Source organism: Kaistella montana (assembly GCF_024436175.1).
In the GTDB taxonomy this organism is placed as follows: Bacteria; Bacteroidota; Bacteroidia; order Flavobacteriales; family Weeksellaceae; genus Kaistella; species Kaistella montana.
Map to the genome: position 1 here is coordinate 607589 of NZ_JANFQP010000002.1, position 22574 is coordinate 630162.

19 protein-coding genes are annotated in these 22574 nt (G+C 36.7%); 10 read left to right on the forward strand and 9 right to left on the reverse strand.

Annotated elements, in window-relative coordinates:
- Positions 1-40 precede the first annotated feature (40 nt).
- A complete protein-coding gene (locus NOV28_RS09035) occupies positions 41-1546 on the forward strand; it encodes a S41 family peptidase (protein WP_255929981.1) in 1506 nt (501 codons plus the stop codon).
- 142 nt (positions 1547-1688) lie between these two features.
- The gene (gene uvrB / locus NOV28_RS09040) at positions 1689-3677 is read left to right on the forward strand and encodes an excinuclease ABC subunit UvrB (RefSeq protein ID WP_255930394.1); all 1989 of its coding nucleotides are present in this window, start codon (positions 1689-1691) and stop codon (positions 3675-3677) included.
- On the opposite strand, the gene NOV28_RS09045 is transcribed toward uvrB, so the two are convergent.
- The 4 genes from NOV28_RS09045 to NOV28_RS09060 form a co-directional block, all read right to left on the reverse strand.
- Positions 3674-3934 (reverse strand): DUF3820 family protein, encoded by a 261-nt coding sequence (locus tag NOV28_RS09045; RefSeq protein WP_255929983.1) that lies wholly within the window; start codon positions 3932-3934, stop codon positions 3674-3676. The two genes, uvrB and NOV28_RS09045, sit on opposite strands and share 4 nt — an antisense overlap.
- Positions 3935-3936: 2 nt before the next feature.
- Positions 3937-5019, reverse strand: a complete 1083-nt coding sequence (locus NOV28_RS09050; protein ID WP_255929985.1) for an AI-2E family transporter — start codon at positions 5017-5019, stop codon at positions 3937-3939.
- A gap of 72 nt (positions 5020-5091) precedes the next feature.
- Positions 5092-5826, reverse strand: a complete 735-nt coding sequence (locus NOV28_RS09055; RefSeq protein ID WP_255929987.1) for a beta-carotene 15,15'-monooxygenase — start codon at positions 5824-5826, stop codon at positions 5092-5094.
- A 68-nt stretch (positions 5827-5894) separates the two neighbouring features.
- Positions 5895-6617 carry a hypothetical protein gene (locus tag NOV28_RS09060; RefSeq protein WP_255929989.1) on the reverse strand — a complete coding sequence of 241 codons (723 nt, stop codon included), beginning with the start codon at positions 6615-6617 and terminating at the stop codon, positions 5895-5897.
- 78 nt (positions 6618-6695) lie between these two features.
- On the opposite strand from NOV28_RS09060, the gene NOV28_RS09065 reads away from it, so the two are divergent.
- The 3 genes from NOV28_RS09065 to NOV28_RS09075 are packed head-to-tail and all read left to right on the forward strand — an operon-like array spanning position 6696 to position 10915.
- A complete protein-coding gene (locus NOV28_RS09065; protein WP_255929991.1) occupies positions 6696-7673 on the forward strand; it encodes an aminodeoxychorismate synthase component I in 978 nt (325 codons plus the stop codon).
- The gene (locus tag NOV28_RS09070; protein ID WP_255929993.1) at positions 7657-8283 is read left to right on the forward strand and encodes an aminotransferase class IV; all 627 of its coding nucleotides are present in this window, start codon (positions 7657-7659) and stop codon (positions 8281-8283) included. Before NOV28_RS09065 ends, NOV28_RS09070 begins: the two co-directional genes overlap by 17 nt.
- Before the next feature lie 58 nt (positions 8284-8341).
- Positions 8342-10915: a DUF5686 family protein gene (locus NOV28_RS09075; RefSeq protein ID WP_255929995.1), complete on the forward strand. Its 2574-nt coding sequence runs from the start codon at positions 8342-8344 to the stop codon at positions 10913-10915.
- A gap of 1 nt (position 10916) precedes the next feature.
- Here the strand turns inward: NOV28_RS09075 and menD are convergent, their stop codons facing one another.
- Positions 10917-12581, reverse strand: a complete 1665-nt coding sequence (gene menD / locus NOV28_RS09080) for a 2-succinyl-5-enolpyruvyl-6-hydroxy-3-cyclohexene-1-carboxylic-acid synthase (protein ID WP_255929997.1) — start codon at positions 12579-12581, stop codon at positions 10917-10919.
- Positions 12582-12762: 181 nt separating this feature from the next.
- On the opposite strand from menD, the gene NOV28_RS09085 reads away from it, so the two are divergent.
- The 3 genes from NOV28_RS09085 (at position 12763) to NOV28_RS09095 (ending at position 17379) form a co-directional block, all read left to right on the forward strand.
- The gene (locus tag NOV28_RS09085) at positions 12763-13710 is read left to right on the forward strand and encodes an isopenicillin N synthase family dioxygenase (protein ID WP_255929999.1); all 948 of its coding nucleotides are present in this window, start codon (positions 12763-12765) and stop codon (positions 13708-13710) included.
- A gap of 145 nt (positions 13711-13855) precedes the next feature.
- The gene (locus NOV28_RS09090; RefSeq protein ID WP_255930001.1) at positions 13856-14818 is read left to right on the forward strand and encodes a YpdA family putative bacillithiol disulfide reductase; all 963 of its coding nucleotides are present in this window, start codon (positions 13856-13858) and stop codon (positions 14816-14818) included.
- A 437-nt stretch (positions 14819-15255) separates the two neighbouring features.
- Complete coding sequence (locus NOV28_RS09095) at positions 15256-17379, forward strand: elongation factor G (RefSeq protein WP_255930003.1); 2124 nt, start codon at positions 15256-15258, stop codon at positions 17377-17379.
- A 109-nt stretch (positions 17380-17488) separates the two neighbouring features.
- Here NOV28_RS09095 and tnaA read toward each other — a convergent pair whose 3' ends face one another.
- The 3 genes from tnaA to NOV28_RS09110 all read right to left on the reverse strand — a co-directional run bounded on the left by tnaA (position 17489) and on the right by NOV28_RS09110 (position 20236).
- Positions 17489-18865 (reverse strand): tryptophanase TnaA, encoded by a 1377-nt coding sequence (gene tnaA, locus NOV28_RS09100; protein ID WP_255930005.1) that lies wholly within the window; start codon positions 18863-18865, stop codon positions 17489-17491.
- 102 nt (positions 18866-18967) lie between these two features.
- Positions 18968-19588 carry a DUF502 domain-containing protein gene (locus tag NOV28_RS09105; protein WP_255930007.1) on the reverse strand — a complete coding sequence of 207 codons (621 nt, stop codon included), beginning with the start codon at positions 19586-19588 and terminating at the stop codon, positions 18968-18970.
- Positions 19589-19654: 66 nt separating this feature from the next.
- The gene (locus tag NOV28_RS09110; RefSeq protein WP_255930009.1) at positions 19655-20236 is read right to left on the reverse strand and encodes a MiaE family protein; all 582 of its coding nucleotides are present in this window, start codon (positions 20234-20236) and stop codon (positions 19655-19657) included.
- Positions 20237-20393: 157 nt separating this feature from the next.
- On the opposite strand from NOV28_RS09110, the gene NOV28_RS09115 reads away from it, so the two are divergent.
- Positions 20394-20639 carry a hypothetical protein gene (locus NOV28_RS09115; protein ID WP_255930011.1) on the forward strand — a complete coding sequence of 82 codons (246 nt, stop codon included), beginning with the start codon at positions 20394-20396 and terminating at the stop codon, positions 20637-20639.
- A gap of 29 nt (positions 20640-20668) precedes the next feature.
- Here NOV28_RS09115 and NOV28_RS09120 read toward each other — a convergent pair whose 3' ends face one another.
- Positions 20669-21763 (reverse strand): acyltransferase family protein, encoded by a 1095-nt coding sequence (locus tag NOV28_RS09120; protein WP_255930013.1) that lies wholly within the window; start codon positions 21761-21763, stop codon positions 20669-20671.
- 201 nt (positions 21764-21964) lie between these two features.
- On the opposite strand from NOV28_RS09120, the gene rplU reads away from it, so the two are divergent.
- Positions 21965-22570: a 50S ribosomal protein L21 gene (gene rplU / locus NOV28_RS09125; protein WP_255930015.1), complete on the forward strand. Its 606-nt coding sequence runs from the start codon at positions 21965-21967 to the stop codon at positions 22568-22570.
- The last annotated feature ends 4 nt before the right edge of the window (positions 22571-22574 follow it).

Consider the following 22574-nt stretch of genomic DNA (forward strand, 5'->3'; position numbering starts at 1 on the left):
TCGTTAATTGTTAAACTCAAATTTATTAAAATTATTACATATGGATATCAAAAAATACATAGCAGGTTTTGCTCTTAGTACCCTAGTATTGGTTTCTTGCTCGAGAGATAATACTCCTGAGTCTACACCTACACCGACTACTAAGGCAAATGAGATCAATGATTTTGTGTGGAAGGCAATGAACTCTTGGTATTATTGGCAACCCAATGTTCCCAGTTTGGCAGATAGCTTCAAAAACTCTGCCGATTATATTCCTTTTATAAATTCAAAATCTCCAGATGGATTATTTTACAGTCTTTTATATGATTACGGAAATACCGATCGTTTCTCTTGGATAGAAAATAAAAATACAATTGTTGCCGCATCTCGGGTTGCTGAAGTAGAAAAAAGTTCAGGATTCGACTATGCAGTGTATCCCAAAGATGGTACCAATACTTCTGCGGTAGCTTTGGTAAATTATGTGGTTCCTGGCTCTCCAGCTGCAAATGCAGGGATTCAACGCGGTGATATTATCACCAAAGTTAACGGTAATCCATTAACGTTGAGTAATTATTCATCTCTTTCTCAGGATCAATTTTCCATAACAAGGGCTGCAACGGCTGTTATGACTTCCACTGCGCTGGTAACAACTGATAAGGTAGAAAACATCAGCATTACTAGAGCCGATATCGACGAAAATCCGGTAGCATTCTATAAAAAATATTCTTATAGTGGTAAAAATATTGGTTACCTTGTCTATAATGGGTTTAAATCTGACTATAATGATGAATTAAATGCAGCCTTCGCTACGATGAAAGGCGACGGAATTACAGAACTTATTTTAGACTTGAGATACAATGGAGGGGGCTCTTTGGAAACGGCTTCTGCATTAGCGCAAATGATTAATGGAAGTTTCACCGGACAACCTTATGTATATCTTGATTTTAATAATAAGCATAATAATGAAGACGGAATGGAGTTTTTGAAAAATACAGTTAATACTTATAATATAATTAATGGGCATCCAGAAGTAACTGGTCAACAGCCTGTTAATAGTCTCAATTTAACTAAGATCTATGTTTTAGTATCATTCCAAACGGCATCTGCGAGCGAACTTACAGTAATTAGTCTGAATAAATATGTTCCAGTAACTACCATTGGTAATGAAACTTATGGCAAGTTTGTAGGTTCCATCACCCTTTATGATTCCCCTGCGTCAGATTATACTTCTTACTCATCGAGGAATACAACTCATGAATGGAAATTACAGCCTATCACTTTCTCTTATTACAATAAAGATAGAGATAGTAATCCTTCAGGAGGTAGAGGTATTCTTCCTACATATGACGTAAATCCTTATAAAGCCATTAACAATATTAAAGAATTTGGGAATACTTCAGATCCAGAGCTCAAAAAAGCTTTGGAATTGATTAGCGGACAAACGATTACAAAAACAGCTGAAAGCCCTGTATTGTACACCAACAAGAATATACGTTTTCAACCGAGAAATGAAGCTAATGGTCTTGTCATAGAAGACTTTGAGAGATTTTCTAAAAGAAAGAAATAATTATTTAGAATAATTGACAAGTGTTGAACATCTTATCTTCTTTTACATATCGATCATTCCAAATCACAGAATCATAATAATAGAACTTAATTAAAGCAATATCAATTAAAAATTCGCGCTTAAATTTCCGTAATTTTGCATGATGCAGTTCAAACTTCAATCAGATTATAAACCAACCGGAGATCAGCCTCAAGCCATTGAAAAACTGGTAAAAGGTCTTGAAGATGGCGAAAGATACCAAACGCTTTTGGGTGTTACAGGCTCTGGGAAAACTTTTACCGTTGCCAATGTGGTACAAAGCGTTCAGAAACCTACCATTGTTTTGGCGCACAACAAAACCTTGGCTGCGCAGCTTTTCATGGAATTTAAAGAATTTTTCCCTGAAAATGCTGTGGAATATTTCGTGAGTTACTACGATTATTATCAACCGGAAGCATTTATTGCATCTACAAATACGTATATCGAAAAAGATCTTTCCATCAACGAAGAAGTGGAAAAACTTAGGCTTTCAGCTTCCGCAAGTTTGCTTTCGGGGAGAAGAGATGTGTTGATTGTGGCGTCGGTTTCTTGTATTTATGGTATCGGAAACCCGACAGAATTCAATAAATCTTTAATTGAAGTTCAGAAAAATGCAAAAATCACTCGAACAGCTTTTCTTCATAAATTAGTAAACGCATTGTACTCCAGAACTTTGGGGGAGTTCACAAGAGGTACGTTTCGGGTGAAAGGTGATGTGATTGATGTTTATCCAGCTTATGCTGATAATGCGGTGAGAATTCAATTTTTCGGAGACGAAATTGAAAGAATCCAGAGTTTCAACCCGCTTTCTGGAAATGTGATGGCTGAATTTGAGGAAATGAATATTTATCCGGCCAATTTATTTGTGACTTCCAAAGAAACGCAAAATAATGCCATTCGGGAAATTCAGGATGATATGGTGAAGCAGGTTGATTTTTTCAATGAAATCGGAAAACCTTTTGAAGCCAAGCGACTTCAGGAAAGAACCGAACTCGATCTGGAAATGATGAAAGAACTCGGTTACTGCAGTGGAATTGAGAATTATTCACGTTATTTTGATGGAAGACTACCTGGTTCGCGACCGTTTTGTCTTTTAGATTATTTTCCGAAAGATTTTTTGATGGTGATTGATGAAAGTCACGTAACAATTCCGCAAGTTCATGCGATGTACGGAGGCGATAGAAGTAGAAAAGAAGTTTTGGTGGAACATGGCTTCCGACTTCCGGCTGCGATGGACAACCGACCTTTGAAGTTTGAGGAATTTGAATCAATGCAGAATCAGGTGATTTACGTTTCCGCAACTCCTGCCGATTATGAATTGGAAAAAACCGGCGGCGAATATGTGGAACAAATCATCCGTCCAACCGGACTTTTGGATCCTGTGATTGAAGTTCGGCCTTCGATGAATCAGATTGATGATTTAATTGAGGAAATTCAAAAAAGAACCGAAGTCGATGAAAGGGTTCTGGTAACGACTTTAACCAAAAAAATGGCAGAAGAACTTACCAAATATTTCACAAAATTTGGGATTAGAACACGATATATTCACTCCGATGTGGAAACTTTAGAAAGAATTCAAATTATGCAGGATTTGAGGGTCGGTTTGTTTGATGTTTTGGTGGGTGTGAATTTATTGAGAGAAGGTCTCGATTTGCCGGAAGTTTCACTGGTTGCAATCCTCGATGCAGATAAAGAAGGAATGCTTCGTTCGCGTCGTTCTTTAGTTCAAACCATTGGTAGAGCGGCAAGAAACGTAAATGGAAAAGCAATTTTGTATGCCGATAAAATGACAGGTTCTATGCAAAAAGCAATCGATGAAACCAATTATCGTCGCGAAAAACAAATCGCTTACAATGAAAGACATGGGGTAAAACCGATGGCTTTGAACAAGAAAATTTCTGAAATTCTTGTCGGAAGATCCAAAGATTTCCCGGATCCGAAATACACCCAAAAAGAAATCCTAAAACAGGTCGCAGAAGAAAAAGCGAACTATGGCAAAGATGCCACCGAACTAATTGCAGAAAAGCAAAAAGCGATGGAAGCGGCCGCGAAAAATCTCGATTTCATTAAAGCTGCCAAATTACGGGATGAAATTGCCGCTTTGAAGGGCTAAAACTTATAAACCTTCTTTTTCGGCTTCTCATAACTCACTTTTCCGCGAATGGGTGTCAACAAATCCATTAATCCATTCATTTTAATTTCATAAATCGTGGAAAGTTGCATCCCCAATTTTCCGGGAGGCATTCCTTTTCGCTGAAACCATTCAAGATAATTGATGGGCAAATCGGCGATCACGGTGTCTTTGTATTTGCCGAAAGGCATTTTTGCCGTGCAGATTTCTACTAATATTTCTGGATTAAAACCTTCCATTTTTAGATGCTTAAATCGATTTTCTTTTCAATTTCTTTAGGTTCCGGCATAATCAATTCTCGCTCATCATCAGAAAATTCGTCTCGGTAAACCTGAATCAACAGCACGGTAATCGAAATAAGAATAGGCCCAAAAATAAGTCCCATAAATCCGAAAATATTCATTCCAACGATAATTCCGAATACGGTATTGAGCGGGTGAATGTTTTCGAGTTTTTTTAATAAAGTAAAACGGAGTAGGTTATCCGTTAATCCAACCACAATTAAACAATATGCAGCTAAACCAAGCCCAGGACCTACATTTCCTTCAGCAATCATGAAGATACACACAGGAACATACACAATTGCCGCTCCCACAATAGGAATCATAGAAGCTACTGCGGTAAGTGCAAAAAGCAATACTGCACTCGGAGCACCGAAAATAAGATAACCGATTAAAGCGGCAATACCTTGTCCCATGGCAACTACTGGGATTCCAATTGCATTGGCAATAACCATCTTACGGATTTTTTCACCGATCAGGTTAATGTTGGCTTTTTTTAAAGGGGCTGAACTTTTTACCAATCTTTCAAAAAGACGTGGTTTTTCGAGCATAAAATAAAGGATGAAATACATTGAGACTACAACAGTAAGTGTATTGAAAGTACCACTAAGTGCGGATGTAGAGAATTTTCCAACATTTTCTTTCAGCTTGGTGAGGTTCTCTTTACTTAAAATATCAATTTTTGTTTTAGAAAAAACGTAATCGTGGATTTTATCAACAAATACATTGAATTTCTGCATGTAAGCATTCGCATTTCCTAATTTTTCAATGAGTAAATCAGCGATGAAATAAATCGGAAGAATCAGAATGACCAAAGTCGCAAATATAATAACCATTGATGCTACCCAAGGTTTCCAGTTCTTTTGCTCTTGGAGATAAAGATTGTATTTCCTGGAGATAATATAAAGCGTAATCGCACCAAGAACCGACGGAATGAACAACGCAAGATTAAAACAAATTAATCCGGCTAAGACGATAATGACAGCCAATAAAAAAATCTGCTTTATTTTTACTTCGCTTATTTGGTGTTTTTTGGTTGACATATTTTTAGTTTAAAAAGAAAAAAACAACAGCTCATCTGTTGTTTTCAAATTTACATATAATATTGATAAATTTTAATTTTTAAATTCTATTTGTCGAGGCGCACCTAAAAATGCACAATATGCCGAATACATCACTGCAAAATAGAACAGTGCGGTTGCAATAATCCCTATTCCACAAAGGACAACACCCGAAAGACTAATCAGAAGCCCCAAAACGGAAGTTCCTAAAAACACGCCGTAATTCTCTTTTGCAATCTTAAAAGATTTACTTATTGCATCTGCAAAACTGGCATTTTCAAACAACAAAATCGGATAACCCAACAAGAAAAAAGGAAGAACAAAAAAGCCGGGAATCACACACATCATAAAAGCGATTCCCATCACAACGCTCGAAACCAAGCTGTAAAGGACAATGTTCAGAAAGTTTTGTTTATAACCGATAAACAAGTCCGAAGCTTGAATTGGTTGGTTGAAATTGTATTTGTTAGCCATATAAATAAGTCCAACATACAAAGGAGCTAAAACCAAACTGAGAAGCCCGGAAAGTCCATAATAAAGCTTCAGCCCCGGAACCGACCACATATTGATTGAAGAAAAATCACCATCTGAGGATCGGATTACTTCGTTAAATTCTCTCGAATCGAATCCCGAAACAGGTTGTACCAAAAGGGAAACTACAAAATAGAGTACCATCGCCAAAAGTGCATAAAGAAAAATTCCTTTGTACATTTCAAATGCGTGGGAAATAATTTCTCCGGAGTTACGTTCGGGAGCTTTTTTCTGGCTAAATTCTTGAAATGAGGTCATTGTTTAAGTTTTTAAAGTTTCTCAAATTTAAAATTTAATATTGAAAAACTCATGAATTGAAACTAAATTTAACCGATTTCTTTATAAAGATTTTGATAAAGCGTATAAATCATCGTTTGCCAAAACGGGAAAGTGAGCAGAAAACCAAAGCCACAAAGCAAAATTCCACAAAAACTAAATGCCGCGGCAACGATCATACAAATGACGATGGTCGCAAAGTTGCCTCGTAATCCTTTGAGTGTTAATGAAATGCCTTCAAAGGTTTTCACATTCATGAAAAACATCAACGGAACAGAAAATAAGGTGATGAAAATCCAGAAAATTCCAAGAAACAAAAGGGCGTTTGCGTAAGTGAAAATGATCAACCAGAACAGATAAAATCCGAAAAATTTAAAAAAATCAAATCCTTGATATCCTGCGAGAAGATCATTAAAACCAATCGGTTCTTTGAGGTCAATTTTTCGATAGATTTTAAATAACCCCACATTCAGTGGATTAATCAGTGCCAACAAAAGGAAAAATGCCAACCCAAAATTCTGAGCTTGCGGAAGCCTAGCGATTTCTTCCACTTTTTTGTTGAAAGCTGGAAGGTCAGTTCGCACCAAATCACGATGTTGCATAATCTCATTCCAAAGTCCGAAATATTGAAAAAGCGAATAATATCCTACAAAAAACAAAGAAAGATATAAGATGCTGTAAATGAAGTGATAAAGCATTGCTTTGCTCCAATATGCGAATGCCGAATTCAGGATTTTCGATATAGATATTTGTTGTAATGGATTGCGATTCATACCGCAAAAATAATCTTTTAGGATTTAAACCCGATGTTTTTATAGGTTAGTTCTCACTTTTCTTTATTTTTGCGACAAATGAACTCCACTTTTCACCCAAATTTTGATGTAATGGATGAGCTTTCCCAACAGAAAGTTCCTTTCTTTTTTATGATTGATTTTTTAATGGAAAATGTTGAAATTTTCACTAAAAAGGAAATTGAAGAATCGGGTTTATTAATTGATTTTCAAAACTTTAAAACGACATTAAAAGAGCAAGAACTTCCGGAAGAAATTATCTTTGAATCCTTGCCAATTTCAGAAGAATCTTACAAAAAAGGGTTTGATATTGTTCAAAATCATTTGAAAAAAGGAAATTCTTATCTCGTTAATTATACTTGCAAAACAGAAATCAAAACGAATCTGACTTTAGAAAACTTTTACCAAATTTCTCAGGCGAAATACAAAGTGCTTTATCCCGGAAACTGGATGTTTTTCTCACCAGAAACTTTTATTGAAATTGTTGACAATAAGGTTTTCACACATCCGATGAAAGGAACGATTGATGCAGAAATAGAAAATGCTGCTGAAATACTGAAAAACAATATGAAGGAAAAAGCGGAACATTATACAGTAGTTGACTTATTGAGAAACGATTTGAGCATGATTGCCGATGAGGTGAAATTGGATGATTTTCAGAGAATTGACTTCCTGAAAACCAAACAAAAAAACCTTTTTGCGATGAGTTCCGAGATTTCCGGGAAGCTAAAACCCGAATTCCGAGGGAAAATTGGAAGCATAATGAAAACGGTTTTGCCAGCAGGTTCGGTTTTAGGCGCACCGAAACCTAAAACTTTAGAAATAATCCTCGAAGCGGAAAATTATTCCAGAGGCTTTTACACCGGTGTTTGCGGCTGGTTTGATGGGAAAAATCTCGATTCCTGTGTGATAATCAGATTCATCGAAAAAGAAAAAGACAAATTATATTTCAAAAGTGGCGGTGGAATCACGCATTTGAGTAATTTTGCTGATGAATACCAAGAAATGAAAAATAAAATTTATGTCCCAATTTATTGAAAGCATTAAAATAGAAGATCAGGAAATTTTCCTCTTAGAACTTCATCAAAAAAGAATGAACAATACTTTCTCGCATTTCGGGAAAGAAGGTTCTATCGATATTGCAAAGATTTTCAAAGAGTTGGAACACGACGAAGACGGACTTTATAAACTGAAAATCACCTACGATCTGAACAAAAATTATCGTACGCAATTGATTCCTTATGCGATTTCCGAGATTGATGATTTCCAACTCGTGGAAAATAATGTGTACGATTATTCCTTTAAATTTGAGGATAGAAAAGAGTTTGAAAAGATGATTAATAAAGCGAAAGCTTCTGAAATTATTATTGTGAAAAACAATCATATTACCGATACATCTTTTTCGAATTTGCTTTTTCTGAAAGGAAAAGATTGGTTTACGCCGAACACCTTTTTGCTCAACGGAGTTCAGCGGACGCATTTGTTGAAAAATAAAAAAATAAAAGAAGCAGAAATCACGTTACAAAACATCAAAGAATATTCTCATTTTCAATTGATTAATGCGATGAATGATTTTGATGATATGTTTATTTACCCGATTTCAAAAATCACCAATCTTCCCGACGGAGAAGGTTATTTAGAGTTTTAAAATTAAATTTTGCATTCCATTTTTCATTGGTCTGCTTTTCGCTATAGAGATTTTCTATATGCAGTTATATGTTGACGAATTCATGAAGAGAAATTCACAGTTTCGGTACCGTTTCATCCAAAAAACAAAAATTTTAGTGTTTTTGTTGTTGGGGACTTTTGCATTTTCCCAAACCAAAATTTCTGGTTCGGTGGTAGATGCTGTGAATGGAAAACCGCTTTCTGGTGTTGAAATTTTCATTAATAATAAGGAGAAACCAGAATTGCTCACAACTTCTTCTAATTTTACCATCGTCTCCGACTCAGGAATTACAACCGCGACTTTCATTAAAAAAAATTACAAAACCGAAGTTTTGAATTTCAGCAACGCACGTTTTGAAAACTTGAGTCTGAAAATGCAACCCGAAAATGTTGCACAAATTCAGGAAGTGGTACTTTCAGGAATCAATAAGAAAAAGTTTAAAAATAAAAAAGATAACCCCGCGTATGCAATTATGCAGGAGGTTTGGAAACGTAAAAGAACCAATGGTTTAGCCAATTACAACGATTACCAGTTCAAAGAATATGAGAAAATAGAAATTGGGCTCAACAATATCGACAGTGCTTTCATGCAGAAAAAAATATTCAATCAATTGGAATTTGTTTTCGATTATGCGGATTCTGCCAATTATGATAAAAAGCTTACGCTGCCGGTTTTTTTCAATGAAACAATCTTTAAAACTTATGGGAAAAACACTCCCGAAAAAAGAGAAAATAAACTGATCATTGCCAATAAATTTTCCGGCTTTAGCAACAACGAACTTATCGCAGCGACGGCTAAAAATCAATTTAAAGACGTTAATATCTACGACAATACGCTCAATTTTTTCAATATTGGTTTCCCAAGTCCGGCAGGAACTGATGGTTTTAGCAATTACGAATACGAACTCGCCGATTCGCTTTCCGTCAACGGAACAGAATGTTTTTTAATTAAATATTTGCCGAAAAGAAAGGAGATGTTGGCTTTTCAAGGAAGTCTTTATATTTCAAAAGATACGTACAATATTGTAAAATCTACCCAGAAATCTACCAACAAAATTAATGTGAATTTCGTGAACGGAATTTATATGGAATTGGAATATGACACGTCAAATGACGAGGTCTTCCTGCCAAAGAAAACCTATACCGAACTCGAAATGTCGATTTTCAATAAAAAGAAAGACTCAAAAGGAGTACTTTTCAAACGAACCGATATTTACAGCGATTACCTCTTCAATCAGAATTTCAGTGATTCTTTTTTAATGCCGAAGGACCAGACTTTAAGTGACGAGAATCTAACTAAAACCGATGAATTCTGGGAAAAAGAAAGGGTAGAGCCTTTGGAAGAAGATGAAAAAAAGGTCTACACGATGGTAAATCAGCTTGAAAGTGTGCCGAAATTTAAGCGGATTGTAAAAACGGTAGAAATACTACAATCTGGCTATATCAATGCATGGAAAGCCATTGATTTTGGCGACGTATTTTCTGTTTATGGCCACAATGATGTGGAAGGAGACCGAATTCGAGTAGGTGCGAGAACGTATTTTTCACCAAATGATTTATGGAGAATAGAAGGATATTCTGCATATGGTTTTAAAGATAAAAAATGGAAATACGGTGCAGAAGCACGATATATGTTTAATCGTGAAAGTCGCTCTACCATTGGTTTCGGAAGTCGTAATGATGTGATGCAACTCGGAGCTCAATTGACCAATGATGATGGAATTATGACGCGTTCCTTCGCTTCGTCTTCGGTTTTTTCTTCCGGAAGCAATATCTCTTTGAGTTCCGTAAAACAAAATAATTTGTTCTTTTCTTTCGAGCCGATTAAAAATTTTCAGGTAAGAATGGATGCTTCTACACAACAGATTAAATCGGCAAATCCTGCACAATTCAATTTAGATTTTTATAAAAATGGAATGCTAAAATCTGAAGTCAACGATTTCCATACGACTTTTAGCTTAATGGCTCAACCGGGCGCAAAATACTCTCAATACGGTGTTGATCGATATGCTTTCACCACACTTTCACCAACTTTCGTCCTGAAATTTACGCACGGATTTGAAAATGTTTTGAATGGTGATTTCGATTATAATAAATTGCAGTTTTTGTACGCACAACCAATAATTCTTGGAAATTTCGGCCGTACCAATTTGAATTTCGAAGCGGGTAAAAACTTCAATACAGTTCCTTTGGCTTTGCAGAATATAATTCCTGGAAATCAATCATACAGCTTAGTTTCCAATACTTTTGCGTTGCTCAAATATTACGAATTTGTAGCTGATGCGTACACGACTTTACATTTTGAGCATCATTTTCAAGGAAAAATCCTTTCTTATTTACCTTTGATTAAAAAACTCAAACTTAGGGAAGTGATTTTCTGGCGTGGCGCGTACGGAACTTTAAGTGATGCTTCTAAAAACATCAACTTCGAGAACCAAAAATATTCCGCACCAGATCAGCAAATCTATTATGAATACGGATTTGGGTTAGAAAACATAGGCTTCGGAAATCTCAAAATTTTACGGGTCGATTTCAATTGGCGTGGCAACTATCTCGACCGTCCAGATGTTTCTAAATTTGGTGTGAAATTCGGATTACAGATGAATTTTTAAGCTACTTTAAGTATTCAAAATAATTTTTCAGAACCTCCGAATTTTCAATGGCTGAGGTGTCCACTTCGAGAATTTTTGCCTTTTCATCTTGTTTAAAGAAATTGTCAAGAACTCTTGAAAGCGTGTCTTCATCGGAAACTTTCGTGTAAGAAAAACCAAAATGTTTGGATAAATGTTCTGCATTTTTGTGATGCTTTGTCAAGATAAATTCATCCAATGCATTTGTCGTTCCGGGTCCTGGAATTATCTTGAAAATATCACCGCCTCCATTGTTGAAAATAATAATTCTCGTATATGGCGGGATATAATTATTCCAAAGTCCATTAATGTCGTAAAAGAAACTCAAATCTCCAGTTACCAGAACCGTTTGATTTGCGTTTTTCATTGCAAACCCCATCGCTGTAGAGGTGGAGCCGTCAATACCGCTAGTTCCGCGATTACAGTAGATGTTATTCTTCTGAAAATCAAAAAGTTGTGCGTAACGGATTGCGGAGGAATTACTGAAATGAAGATTGATGTTTTCAGGTAATTTTTGAGAAAGTATTTCAAAGAATTTAAAATCGGAAAAAGAAGTTTTTAAGCAATAATCTTGATGTTTTGAATCTCTTTTATCGCGAAGAACATCCCATAAATTAAAATAGGGTTGTGGCTCTAACTTGATGAAATTCAATATTTTTTTAAAGAAAACTTCAGGTTGGGTTTCAATTTTTTCTGTAAGTGAAAAGAAAGTGTCGGGTTGCCAGATTTCGTGGATGTGCCAGTGGTTTTTGGGTTTTGCTTTTCTCAGAAACTGCTTCACTTTTTTGGAAACCACGTTTTGTCCGACAGTTATCAAAAGATCAGGCGCATACATTTTGAAATCTTCCTCCGAAAAATTGAAAATATAACGGTCGATATGGCTGAAAAATTTAGGATGTTTGATGTTGGAAGTGGCTTCTGTTAATACTACAACACTATGGTTCTTAACGAGTTGTCCAAGCTGCATTTCCAGTTCTTCACTGTAATCTCTTGTTCCAACTAAAATCAGAATTCTTTTCGACAGATTCCATTCTGCAGCAAGATGGGATGGAAGTTCGTATTGTTTTTTTGGAAGTGTTTTTTCAACAGGCGGAAAAGTGGGCAATTCCGAAACCAATTGATACAAAGGTTCTTCCAAAGGAATATTGATGTGAACCGGACCTTGTTTTTCAAAACAAAGCTCAATGGCTTTCTTAATTAAATTAAAATTTTCATCTTCGGCATTCTCTTTTCCGTCTTCCAAAAGCTGAAAATCCCCGTAAGAATGTTGTTCAAAAATCTCTTTCTGACGAATGGTTTGTCCATCGAAAATATCCACAAAATCTGTCGGACGATCCGCGGTAAGCACCAATAACGGAACATTTTGATAAAACGCTTCAGTAATTGCAGGATAATAATTGGCAGCTGCAGAACCGCTGGTACAAGTAATTGCAACAGGTTTTTTCTCACTTTTCGCCATCCCGAGTCCTACGAAGGCCGCACTTCTTTCATCCACAATACTGTAGCAATTGAACTCATCGGTCTCGGAAAAATGAATGGCCAAAGGCGCATTACGTGATCCAGGAGATATAACGATGTTGAAAATTCCGTATTCTTTTAGGAGATATGCTAAGATTTGGATGCTTCTTTTGGAAGAGAACTGTTTCATTTGGAAATTTTGACTAACTGCAAATTTACTGATAATTAAAATTTTAATCAGAAAATATTTGATATGGTTTTTATTTAAAAATAAGCATCGATTTGCTTGATAGGTTTACATAGAAAAAGGGACTATTAATTGAATAAAATCACTTAATTTTGCAACGAAACATTTTTTTAATCAATTCAATATGAAACAGATCCCAAGTGTGGATTTGCGTGATTTCCTTTCGGGTAACCCGGAACGCAAACAAAAATTTGTAAATGAAATCGGAAAAGCATACGAAGAAATCGGTTTTGTGGCCTTGAAAGGTCACTTTCTCGATGAGAAACTGGTGGATGATTTGTACCAAGAGGTAAAACATTTCTTTGAATTACCTGTGGAAACCAAACAAAAGTACGAAATCCCGGGAATCGGCGGACAGCGCGGTTACGTAGGTTTCGGAAAAGAAACTGCCAAAGGATTTAAAAAAGGGGATTTGAAAGAATTCTGGCATTTCGGGCAATATTTGGAACCAGGTTCTAAGTATGAAGAAGTTTATCCGTACAATGTGGAAGTTTCGGAAAACCCGAAATTCAATGAAGTGGGGAAAGAAGCATTCAAAATGTTGGAGAAAACCGGCATTTATGTGTTGCGCGCTTTGGCTTTGCACCTTGGTTTGGATGAATTTTATTTCGACAAATTTGTCGGTGAAGGAAACTCTATTTTAAGACCAATTCATTATCCACCAATTACCGAAGAGCCGGATAACGCGGTACGTGCAGCTGCACACGGCGACATCAACTTGATTACGCTTTTAATGGGTGCTCAAGGGAAAGGTCTTCAAGTAATGAATCACGACGGAGAATGGGTAGATGCAATCGCAGAACCGGATGAGTTGATGATCAATGTGGGAGATATGTTGTCGCGTCACACCAATAATAAACTGAAATCAACCATTCACCAAGTGGTAAATCCACCACGCGAATTATGGGGAACTTCAAGATATTCGATTCCTTTCTTCATGCACCCGGTGAGCGAAATGCCGCTGAACGCATTGGAAGGAACCTATGACGAAAACAATCCAAAATTATATCCTGATACTACTGCTGGGGAATTTCTTCACGAAAGACTTGTAGAATTAGGTTTGATCAAGTAAGATTTTCAAAATTTAGAGCTATAAACGGGCAGATTTTTCTGCCCGTTTTTTTTGTTTAGATTTTCAATGAAATTCAATGCTTTCTTCAAAGGGCAAGTTTTTTCAAAATACTCACCATGAAAAATAGGTTTCGTAATTTTGTACCATGGAAATTTTAGAGGTATTGATTATCGGAGCCGGACCCATCGGGTTGAATTGTGCTTTGGAAGCAGAAAAGAATCAACTGAATTATTTAATTATTGAAAAAGGGACCATCGTCAATTCGCTCTATCATTATCCGTTGTATATGCGGTTTTTTTCCACAGCCGATAAATTGGAAATCGCCGGAACTCCTTTTATCACTTCATCTCCAAAACCGGGAAGACAAGATGCTCTGGAATATTACCAAGGAATTGCCCGTCAACGAGAGCTGAAAATCAACCTTTACGAACGGGTTTTAAACATTTCTAAAAATGAAATCTTCGAGGTTGAAACTTCTAAAGGAAAATATCTCGCAAAAAACATCATCATTGCAACCGGATTTTATGATATTCCGAATTTGTTGAATATTCCTGGTGAAAATTTGCCTAAAGTAAAGCATTATTATACAGAACCTTATCCTTACGCGAAACAGAAAATTGTGGTTGTTGGAGCAAGTAATTCAGCGGTGGATGCTGCTTTGGAAACTTACAGGAAAGGTGCGGAAGTAACCATGATTATCAAAGGTTCGGAGATTTCTAAATCGGTGAAATATTGGGTAAAACCAGATATTGAAAACCGAATTGCGGAAGGCAGCATTAAAGCTTATTTTAATGCAGAAATGGTAGAAATTAAAAATAATTCTGTCATTTTTAAAGATGAATTGGGCAAAATCCATGAAATTGAAAACGATTTTGTGCTTGCGATGACCGGCTATCTTCCCGATTTCGAATTTCTAAAAAACTCCGGAATTCAATTAAAAGACGAAAACCTTCGCCCAATATACAATCCTGAAACCATGGAAACTAACATCGAAAACCTCTATTTGGCAGGCGTAGTTTGCGGAGGAAAAGACACCCACCTTTGGTTCATCGAAAACTCCAGAATCCACGCGGAAATGATTATGAAAGATATTTTAAACAAGAATTAGCCTCTTGTGAAATTTTTATTTTAAAAAGTAAACCAATACAATATTTTTTACAACAACAGGTCATTCCCAATTAATTTCCTTATCTTTGGAATCAGTTGAACTTTAGTGCGTTGTGTTGCTTTTCCAATTCCAAAACGCTCATTTTTTACTTATTAATTTTCCCCAATCCATTTATAGAAAGTAAATCCAAAAGGTTGAGCCGTAGTTGAGCCGTACCAAAGTTATGTCAAAGGTATATCAGAGGTATGTCAAAGGTATGTCAAAGCCAAATTATAGTGTATCGAAAGCTATGGCCAACTTTACTGCCAAATATCATCTATCCATTTTTGATAAAATAGTTCAACACTTTCAAATCTTTCGTAACTTTAACTACCTAAAAATCAAATGCAGGTCATTTCCTTTTTAGCATTCCCATAGAATAATTAAAACTTTATATTATGAGTGCTAATACCCAAGATTTAAGAAATGTAGTCTTGCTCGGCCATTCCGACAGTGGCAAAACTACCCTGATTGAAACCATGCTCTACGAAGGAGGGGCGATTAAACGCCGCGGTTCTGTTGAAGGACAAAACACCGTGAGCGACCACACCGATTTGGAACACGAAAAAGGAAAAACCATCTTCTCCCACCAAATGTTCGTGAACTGGAAAAACAACAAAATAAACATTATCGATACTCCCGGATTTGACGATTTCGTTGGCGAAGTCGTTTCTTCGTTAAAAGTAGCCGATACCGCAGTCATTGTACTGAACGCTGCGAATGGTGTGGAAGTGGGCACCGAACTAGTTTGGGAATATGTGGAAAAATACCAAACCCCCGCAATTTTCGTCATCAACCAGATGGATCATCCAAAAGCCGATTATGAGAAAACCTTGGAGCAAGCGAAAGAAAGATTCGGCTCGAAACTCGTTCCTATTCAGTATCCATACAATTCCGGTGCTAATTTTAATGCCATTATTGATGCTTTAAGAATGGTCATGTATGAATTCCCTGTGAATGGCGGAAAACCTGAAAAGAAACCCATCCCAGAATCCGAAATGGCAAGAGCCAACGAAATGCACAATGCCTTAGTAGAAATTGCTGCCGAAAACGAGGAAGGTTTAATGGAAAAATACTTCGAAGAAGGCAATCTTTCTGAAGAAGAACTCGCCAAAGGAATTACCATCGCATTGGCAAAACAACAGTTTTTCCCTGTATTTGTAGCCAGTGGACTCAAAGATATGGGCAGCGGAAGATTGATGGGCTTCATCGATGATATTGCTCCGTCTCCTGCTGAAAGACCTGCAAGAAAACTGGAAAACGGTGGTGAAATTAATTACGATCCTGCAGACAAAACCACCATATTTATCTATAAAACCCTTTCTGAACCACAAGTCGGAATGGTTTCTTATTTCAAAGTCCTTAGTGGAAAACTAAAACCTGGCGACGAACTCGTCAATGCCAATAATGGAGAAACGGAAAGGATTTCACAACTTTTTGTAGCAGAAGGTAAAGAAAGGATTCCAGTAAATGAACTGGTTGCAGGGGATTTGGGCGTAACCGTAAAATTAAAATATGGACATTCCAACAATACTTTAAATACAAAAGGTGTTGAAAGAAAAGTTCGTCCGATGGAATTTCCTGAAAGCCGCATCAGAAAAGCTGTTTCTACCGATTCCACCGCCGATATGGAAAAACTTGTCACCGCTTTACACAAAATTGAGGAGGAAGATCCGACTTTGAAAGTGGAGCAGTCTGCAGAACTTAAACAAACAATTCTTCATGGTCAAGGTCAGTTGCACCTAGATTTGGTGAAGCAACGTCTTCAAAAAGAATTTGGTTTAAAAATGAATTTCGACAACCCGAAAATCCCTTACCGCGAAACCATCACCGGAAAAGCAGATGCCGATTATCGCCACAAAAAACAATCCGGAGGTTCCGGCCAATTCGGGGAAATCCATATGAGAGTTGAAAATTTCTACGACGATATGCCTGAACCAACTGGTGTAAATATTCGCCAAAAAGAGATCGAAGATTTACCTTGGGGAGGAAAACTCGCGTTATATTGGTGCATCGTGGGTGGAGCAATTGATAATCGATATATTGGAGCTATAAAGAAAGGAATTATGCAACAGATGAAAGAAGGTCCGCTCACTGGTTCGCACTGCCAGAATATTCGAGTAGTTGTTTACGATGGCAAAATGCACAGCGTGGATTCCAATGATATTTCCTTCCAATTGGCAGCTTCGGGAGCATTCCGCGAAGGATTCAATAATGCAAACCCACAACTTTTAGAGCCAATTTATTCAGTGGAAATCCTTTGTCCGGACGAAGATACCGGCGATGTGATGGGTGATTTGCAAACAAGAAGAGCGATGATTTCCGGCATGGATTCCGAAGGTCATTACCAAAAAATTCTTGCCGAAGTTCCGCTCGCTGAATTGCACGATTATGGTTCCACATTGCGTTCTATCACTGGTGGTAGAGCAAAATTTACCATGACGTTTTCAGAATATCAGTTGGTTCCACCCAATGTTCAGCAAGAATTGGTGAAGTCTCATGCGGTTCTGCATGAAGCTTAATTGATTTTAATCTAAGGAAAACCTCTCTCAAACCAGAAATTCTGGGTTTTAAGGGCAATGGTTTTTGAATTAAAAAAAATCCGCTCAGAAATGAACGGATTTTTTATTTTTACGCTTCCTTCAATTTCACCGTAAAGTGTCTTAAAATCTCAGATTCCCAAGTGATTTGGTAACCTTTTTTAATTTCATCTCTTCGGTCGAAAACATTTTTAATCGCCACCGCAATATAATCCATGTGATTGTTCGTATATGTCCGTCTCGGAATTGCCAAACGAACCAATTCTAGTTTTGGATAGCGGTTTTCACGGGTTTCAGGATCGCGATCAGCTAATAAAGTCCCAATTTCTACGGTTCTGATTCCGGCTTCTTTGTAAATTTCAGTGGCTAAAGTTTGCGCAGGATATTCTTCCCTCGGAATATTCGGTAAAAATTTCAGTGAATCAACGAAAACAGCATGTCCACCAATCGGTTTCTGCACCGGAATTCCGAATTCAATCAGCTTGTTTCCCAAATATTCTACCTGAGAAATACGACTTTCGAGATATTCGAATTCCGTAGCTTCGTTTAAACCAACAGCTAAAGCTGCCATATCGCGACCTGCCATTCCGCCATAAGTGATGAAACCTTCATAAATAATGGTAATATTGGAAGCGGCTCTGAAAATATTTTCGTCATTTAATGCGATAAAACCGCCAATATTCACCAAACCATCCTTCTTGGAACTCATCGTCATTCCCACGCCGTAAGAAAAAACTTCTTTTGCAATTTCTTTGATGCTACGGTTTTCCTGACCCTTTTCTCTTTTTTTAATGAAATATGCATTCTCCGCAAACCTCGCCGAATCAAAATAAATCGGGATTCCGTATCGGTCGGAAAGTTCTTTTACAGCTTTTACATTTTCGAGGGAAACGGGTTGTCCGCCGGAAGAATTACAAGTAATCGTAATGAGACAAAACGGAATTTTTTCTTTCGGATAGGTTTTATAAACTTCTTCTAATTTCTCTAAATTGATATTTCCTTTGAAAGGGTGAAGATTTTCAATATCGAATGCTTCATCAATCGTACAATCGATGGCGTGGGCTTTTCTGATTTCAATATGACCTTTTGTGGTGTCGAAATGGGAATTTCCCGGAATCACATCGCCTTCTTTTACCAAAACTGAAAACAAAACATTTTCAGCGGCTCTTCCTTGGTGCGTTGGCAAAAGATATTGGAAATCGGTGATTTTTTTTACGGTTTCATGAAGTTCCTCGAAGCTTCTGGATCCGGCATAACTTTCGTCGCCCGTCATCAAAGCGCCCCATTGTTGGTCACTCATCGCGCCAGTTCCAGAATCGGTTAAAAGATCGATAAAAACTTGTGATGATTTTAAATTGAATAAATTATAGTCAGCTTCTTTGAGCCATTGTTTTCTTTCTTCTTGTGTAGATTGGCGGATTTCTTCCACCATTTTAATTCGATAAGGTTCTGCGTAAGGGAGTTTCATAAATAATGAATAATTAAAAAAATTAATAATTGGAAATTGAGATTTTTGAACAAAAATTGGGGTAACTGCCGCTTCTTTGTTCATTATTAATTGTTAATTATTTCATTCCGGTGCTTTGAATACGTTGTCATCCGAATGGAATCCTGCAACGCCACCACTGACAGCGAATTTCATAGCTTGTGAAGCGCTTACATTTTTTAAAATTTGAATATTGCTCGCTTCCACGAAAACCACCCATCCGGAAACGGCGTAAGAATGGGGAAGATAAACAGAAACATAACCCGGAAATCCAACAGAGGAAAGGTCACTTTGCGTGAGGAAGCCAATTCGCCAAATCGCAGGATTTTCTGTAGTTTTAATGAGAACAGGTTGGTTGAATTTTTTTTTATCTCCAACGAAAGAGGTCATCACATCTTTCAGCGAAGTGTAAATAAATTTAATACCCGGAGTGTGCTCGAGCAGATAATCGAAACTATCGACTACCACACGACCGATGATGAATTTGTTCCCCAAATATCCGATAAGGGTAGTGGAACCAATGACAGTAATAAAAGTGATGCCGGGATACAGTTTTTCGGAAACCGTTGGAATCATATTATCGATGCCGGAAACAATGTACCAGATGATCCAGATCGTTGCTGCAAACGGACCGATAATTAATAAACCTTGGAAAAAAGATTTTACCAAGGTGTTGAGGATTTGTTCAAACTTTTGTTTCTGCATCTTTTTTCCGAAAGTAAATTGACTTGTGTAAAATTAGGAAAATTCTACTGATTTTTGGAAAAAAAATTACCCGTGAATGCTTTCCTTTTTACCGTAAGATTTGATGATTTTAGCTTCGTATTCCAGCCATTCTTCCCAGCGTTCATTTACATTTTCGGGATCACCCAATTGACGAGCAAATTTGATAAAAGTGGTGTAATGATTGGCCTCAGAAATCATTAATTCTCGATAAAAAACTTTCAGTTCCTCGTCTTTGATATTTTCGGTAAGCACTTTGAAACGCTCGCAGCTTCGGGCTTCGATCATCGCGGCAAACAGCATTCTGTCAATAATTCTTTCGTCTCGCGTGCCTCCGTGTCGAACAAATTTAATGAGCTCGCCCACATAATCGTCTTTTCGTTCTCTTCCGAATTCGTAACCTCTTTTTTTGATGATTTCGTGAACCATTTGAAAATGTTGCAACTCTTCCTGAGCAATGAGAATGAGTTCGGTGATGATTTCGGGATATTCCGGCAACATGGTGATCAGCGTTATTGCATTGGTGGTTGCTTTTTGTTCGCACCAAGCGTGATCGGTGAGGATTTCCTCAAGGTTTCCTTCAGCAATATTGGCCCATCTGGGATCGGTAAGAAGTTTGAGTTTGAACATTTTTAGAATTTATGACAAATTTAATTAATATTTACTTGACGCTGAATTGCGATTTGATTAGCAATACGATAAATTTTTAATGAAAATTAAAAGAATAAAGAAAAATTGTGGCATAAATGTTGAATATTGAAAACTATAACATTAAAAAAAATAAATTATGAACACGCAACTATTATCAGGTAAACTAGAAAAATTCGGTTTGGTAATCCTTACTTTTTTCTTCAGTGTAATGAGCATGGCTCAAGATGCAACCAAAACACCGGATTTGAATGTGGATGTTACTACAACTAAAACCACTACCACAGAAGAGTGGTTCACCAATCCTATTTATTGGGTTATTGGTGCGTTGGTATTGATAATCATTATCGCTTTGGTAGCGAGAGGTGGTGGCAATAAAAATTAATATACTTAGGTATAATAATTTAAACCGTTTCAATTCGTTGAAGCGGTTTTTTTGCGAAGAAACTCCAATAATTTCCAGCCGAATGCATCTACTTTTTTTAATCCTTCCGCAATGATTACGGCCAATAGAATGTTGATGAGGTAAATGAGGATCATTAATAACCACCATTGCATTTTATCTTTTAAACCGACCACCAAAAAATAGACAAGTGACGAGCTCATGCCTTGAGCGAAATAGAAAAATATAGCATTTTTTCCAATATAAGTAATGAAGCTTTCTTTGCTGATTTTCAATTGATTGTATAAAGTGAAAAGCGTGACCAAAGAAAAACAAGACCAGAAAATGTACAGTAATTTCGGTGGAAATTTGGCTTTATTCATCTTCATGAAAAGTTCTTTGCCCGAATTCCAGAAGAGGAAAATGAAAATCAGAATTAAAACTCCGTATAAAATAGGAATCCATTTGGTGGGAATTTTCTTTCCTTTAAAACGATTTGCCAATAAAAATAGACCTAAATAAAAAGCAACATAGCCAACTTGCCCCGATGGATAATATTGTGGTAAAAGATTAAAAATCAGAGTTAAACCAAAACACAAAGCAATAAACCAATTGATATGTTTCGGGAAAAACCTAAGAATTAGCACTCCGAAAACGGTGAGGATGAAATAGACTTTCAAATACCAGAAACTTCCCATCACGACTGGGAAAGTATCCGCATTGGTGTATTGATGAAGATACCAATTTCCGAGATTTTGCCATTGTGGAACATCGGAAATGTTTTGCGGAACATATTTCGTCCCAAAAGTAGAATAGAAATCTTTCATCCATTCCAAACCGAAAATATTTAAACCAAAAACTTTGAAAAAATAATCGAGGAAGAAGAGGAAAGTCACAAAAATCATGAAAGTGATCTGCAACTTGAGAAGCCTGTAGAGGGTTTTTTCTACATTTCCGCCGGAAGTCAATCCGCTGAGTGCATAAAATAATGGAACGTCAATCAGCAACGAAAAAACGCGCCATTCCGTAGGAACATAAAATTGACCGGACCAAAAAACGGTGTGGATGAAAATAATCGCCAAGGTGGCAAAACCTTTGGCAAAATCAATGTATAAATCTCTTTTCATAGTGGTAAGAAATTCAAATTTAATTAAAAATCTTCTGTAAAATAGATTTTTGATGAATAATAAATGATGTTTTTTTCAATACGAATGTCATCCTCAGGAACTTATCTCGAAAAATTGATCAAAAAAAATAAGATGATTGTGGATAACTCAAAAATATTTATTACTTTTGCACCTCGAATTAACTAACAAAATTTATAAACAATGTTTGCAATTGTAGAAATAGCAGGGCTTCAATACAAAGTTGAGCAAGACCAAAAGTTGTTTGTACACCGTTTGAAAGGAGATAAAGGATCGAAAGTATCTTTCGACAAAGTTCTTCTTACTGTAAACGGTACTACAACAATCGGCGCCCCGGCTGTAAGCGGTATCACTGTTGATGCTGAAATTTTAGACCACGTGAAAGCGGATAAAGTAATCATCTTCAAAAAGAAAAGAAGAAAAGGTTACGAAAAGAAAAACGGTCACAGACAATCTTTAACTCAAATCGTAATCACTGGTATTACAGGATTTGATGGTGCGAAAAAAACAGCTAAAAAAGAAACTGCAGAACCAAAAGCTGCTAAAGCTGCAAAAACCGAAACTAAAGCTGTTGCTAACCGCGATGCTGCTACCGTAAACTTCGGTGAAGACCACGAATTGAACCACCTTTTAGAAAAAAACGGTCTTTCTCAATCTAGCGATAACAGAAAAGTATTGGTAGAATTGGGTAAAGAATTGAAAGAATCTTTAGGGAAAAGAGTTCTAGGTTCTGAAGAATTTGATGCTTTCATCAAAGAAAATTTAGAAAAATTAACTCCAAAAAAATAATACT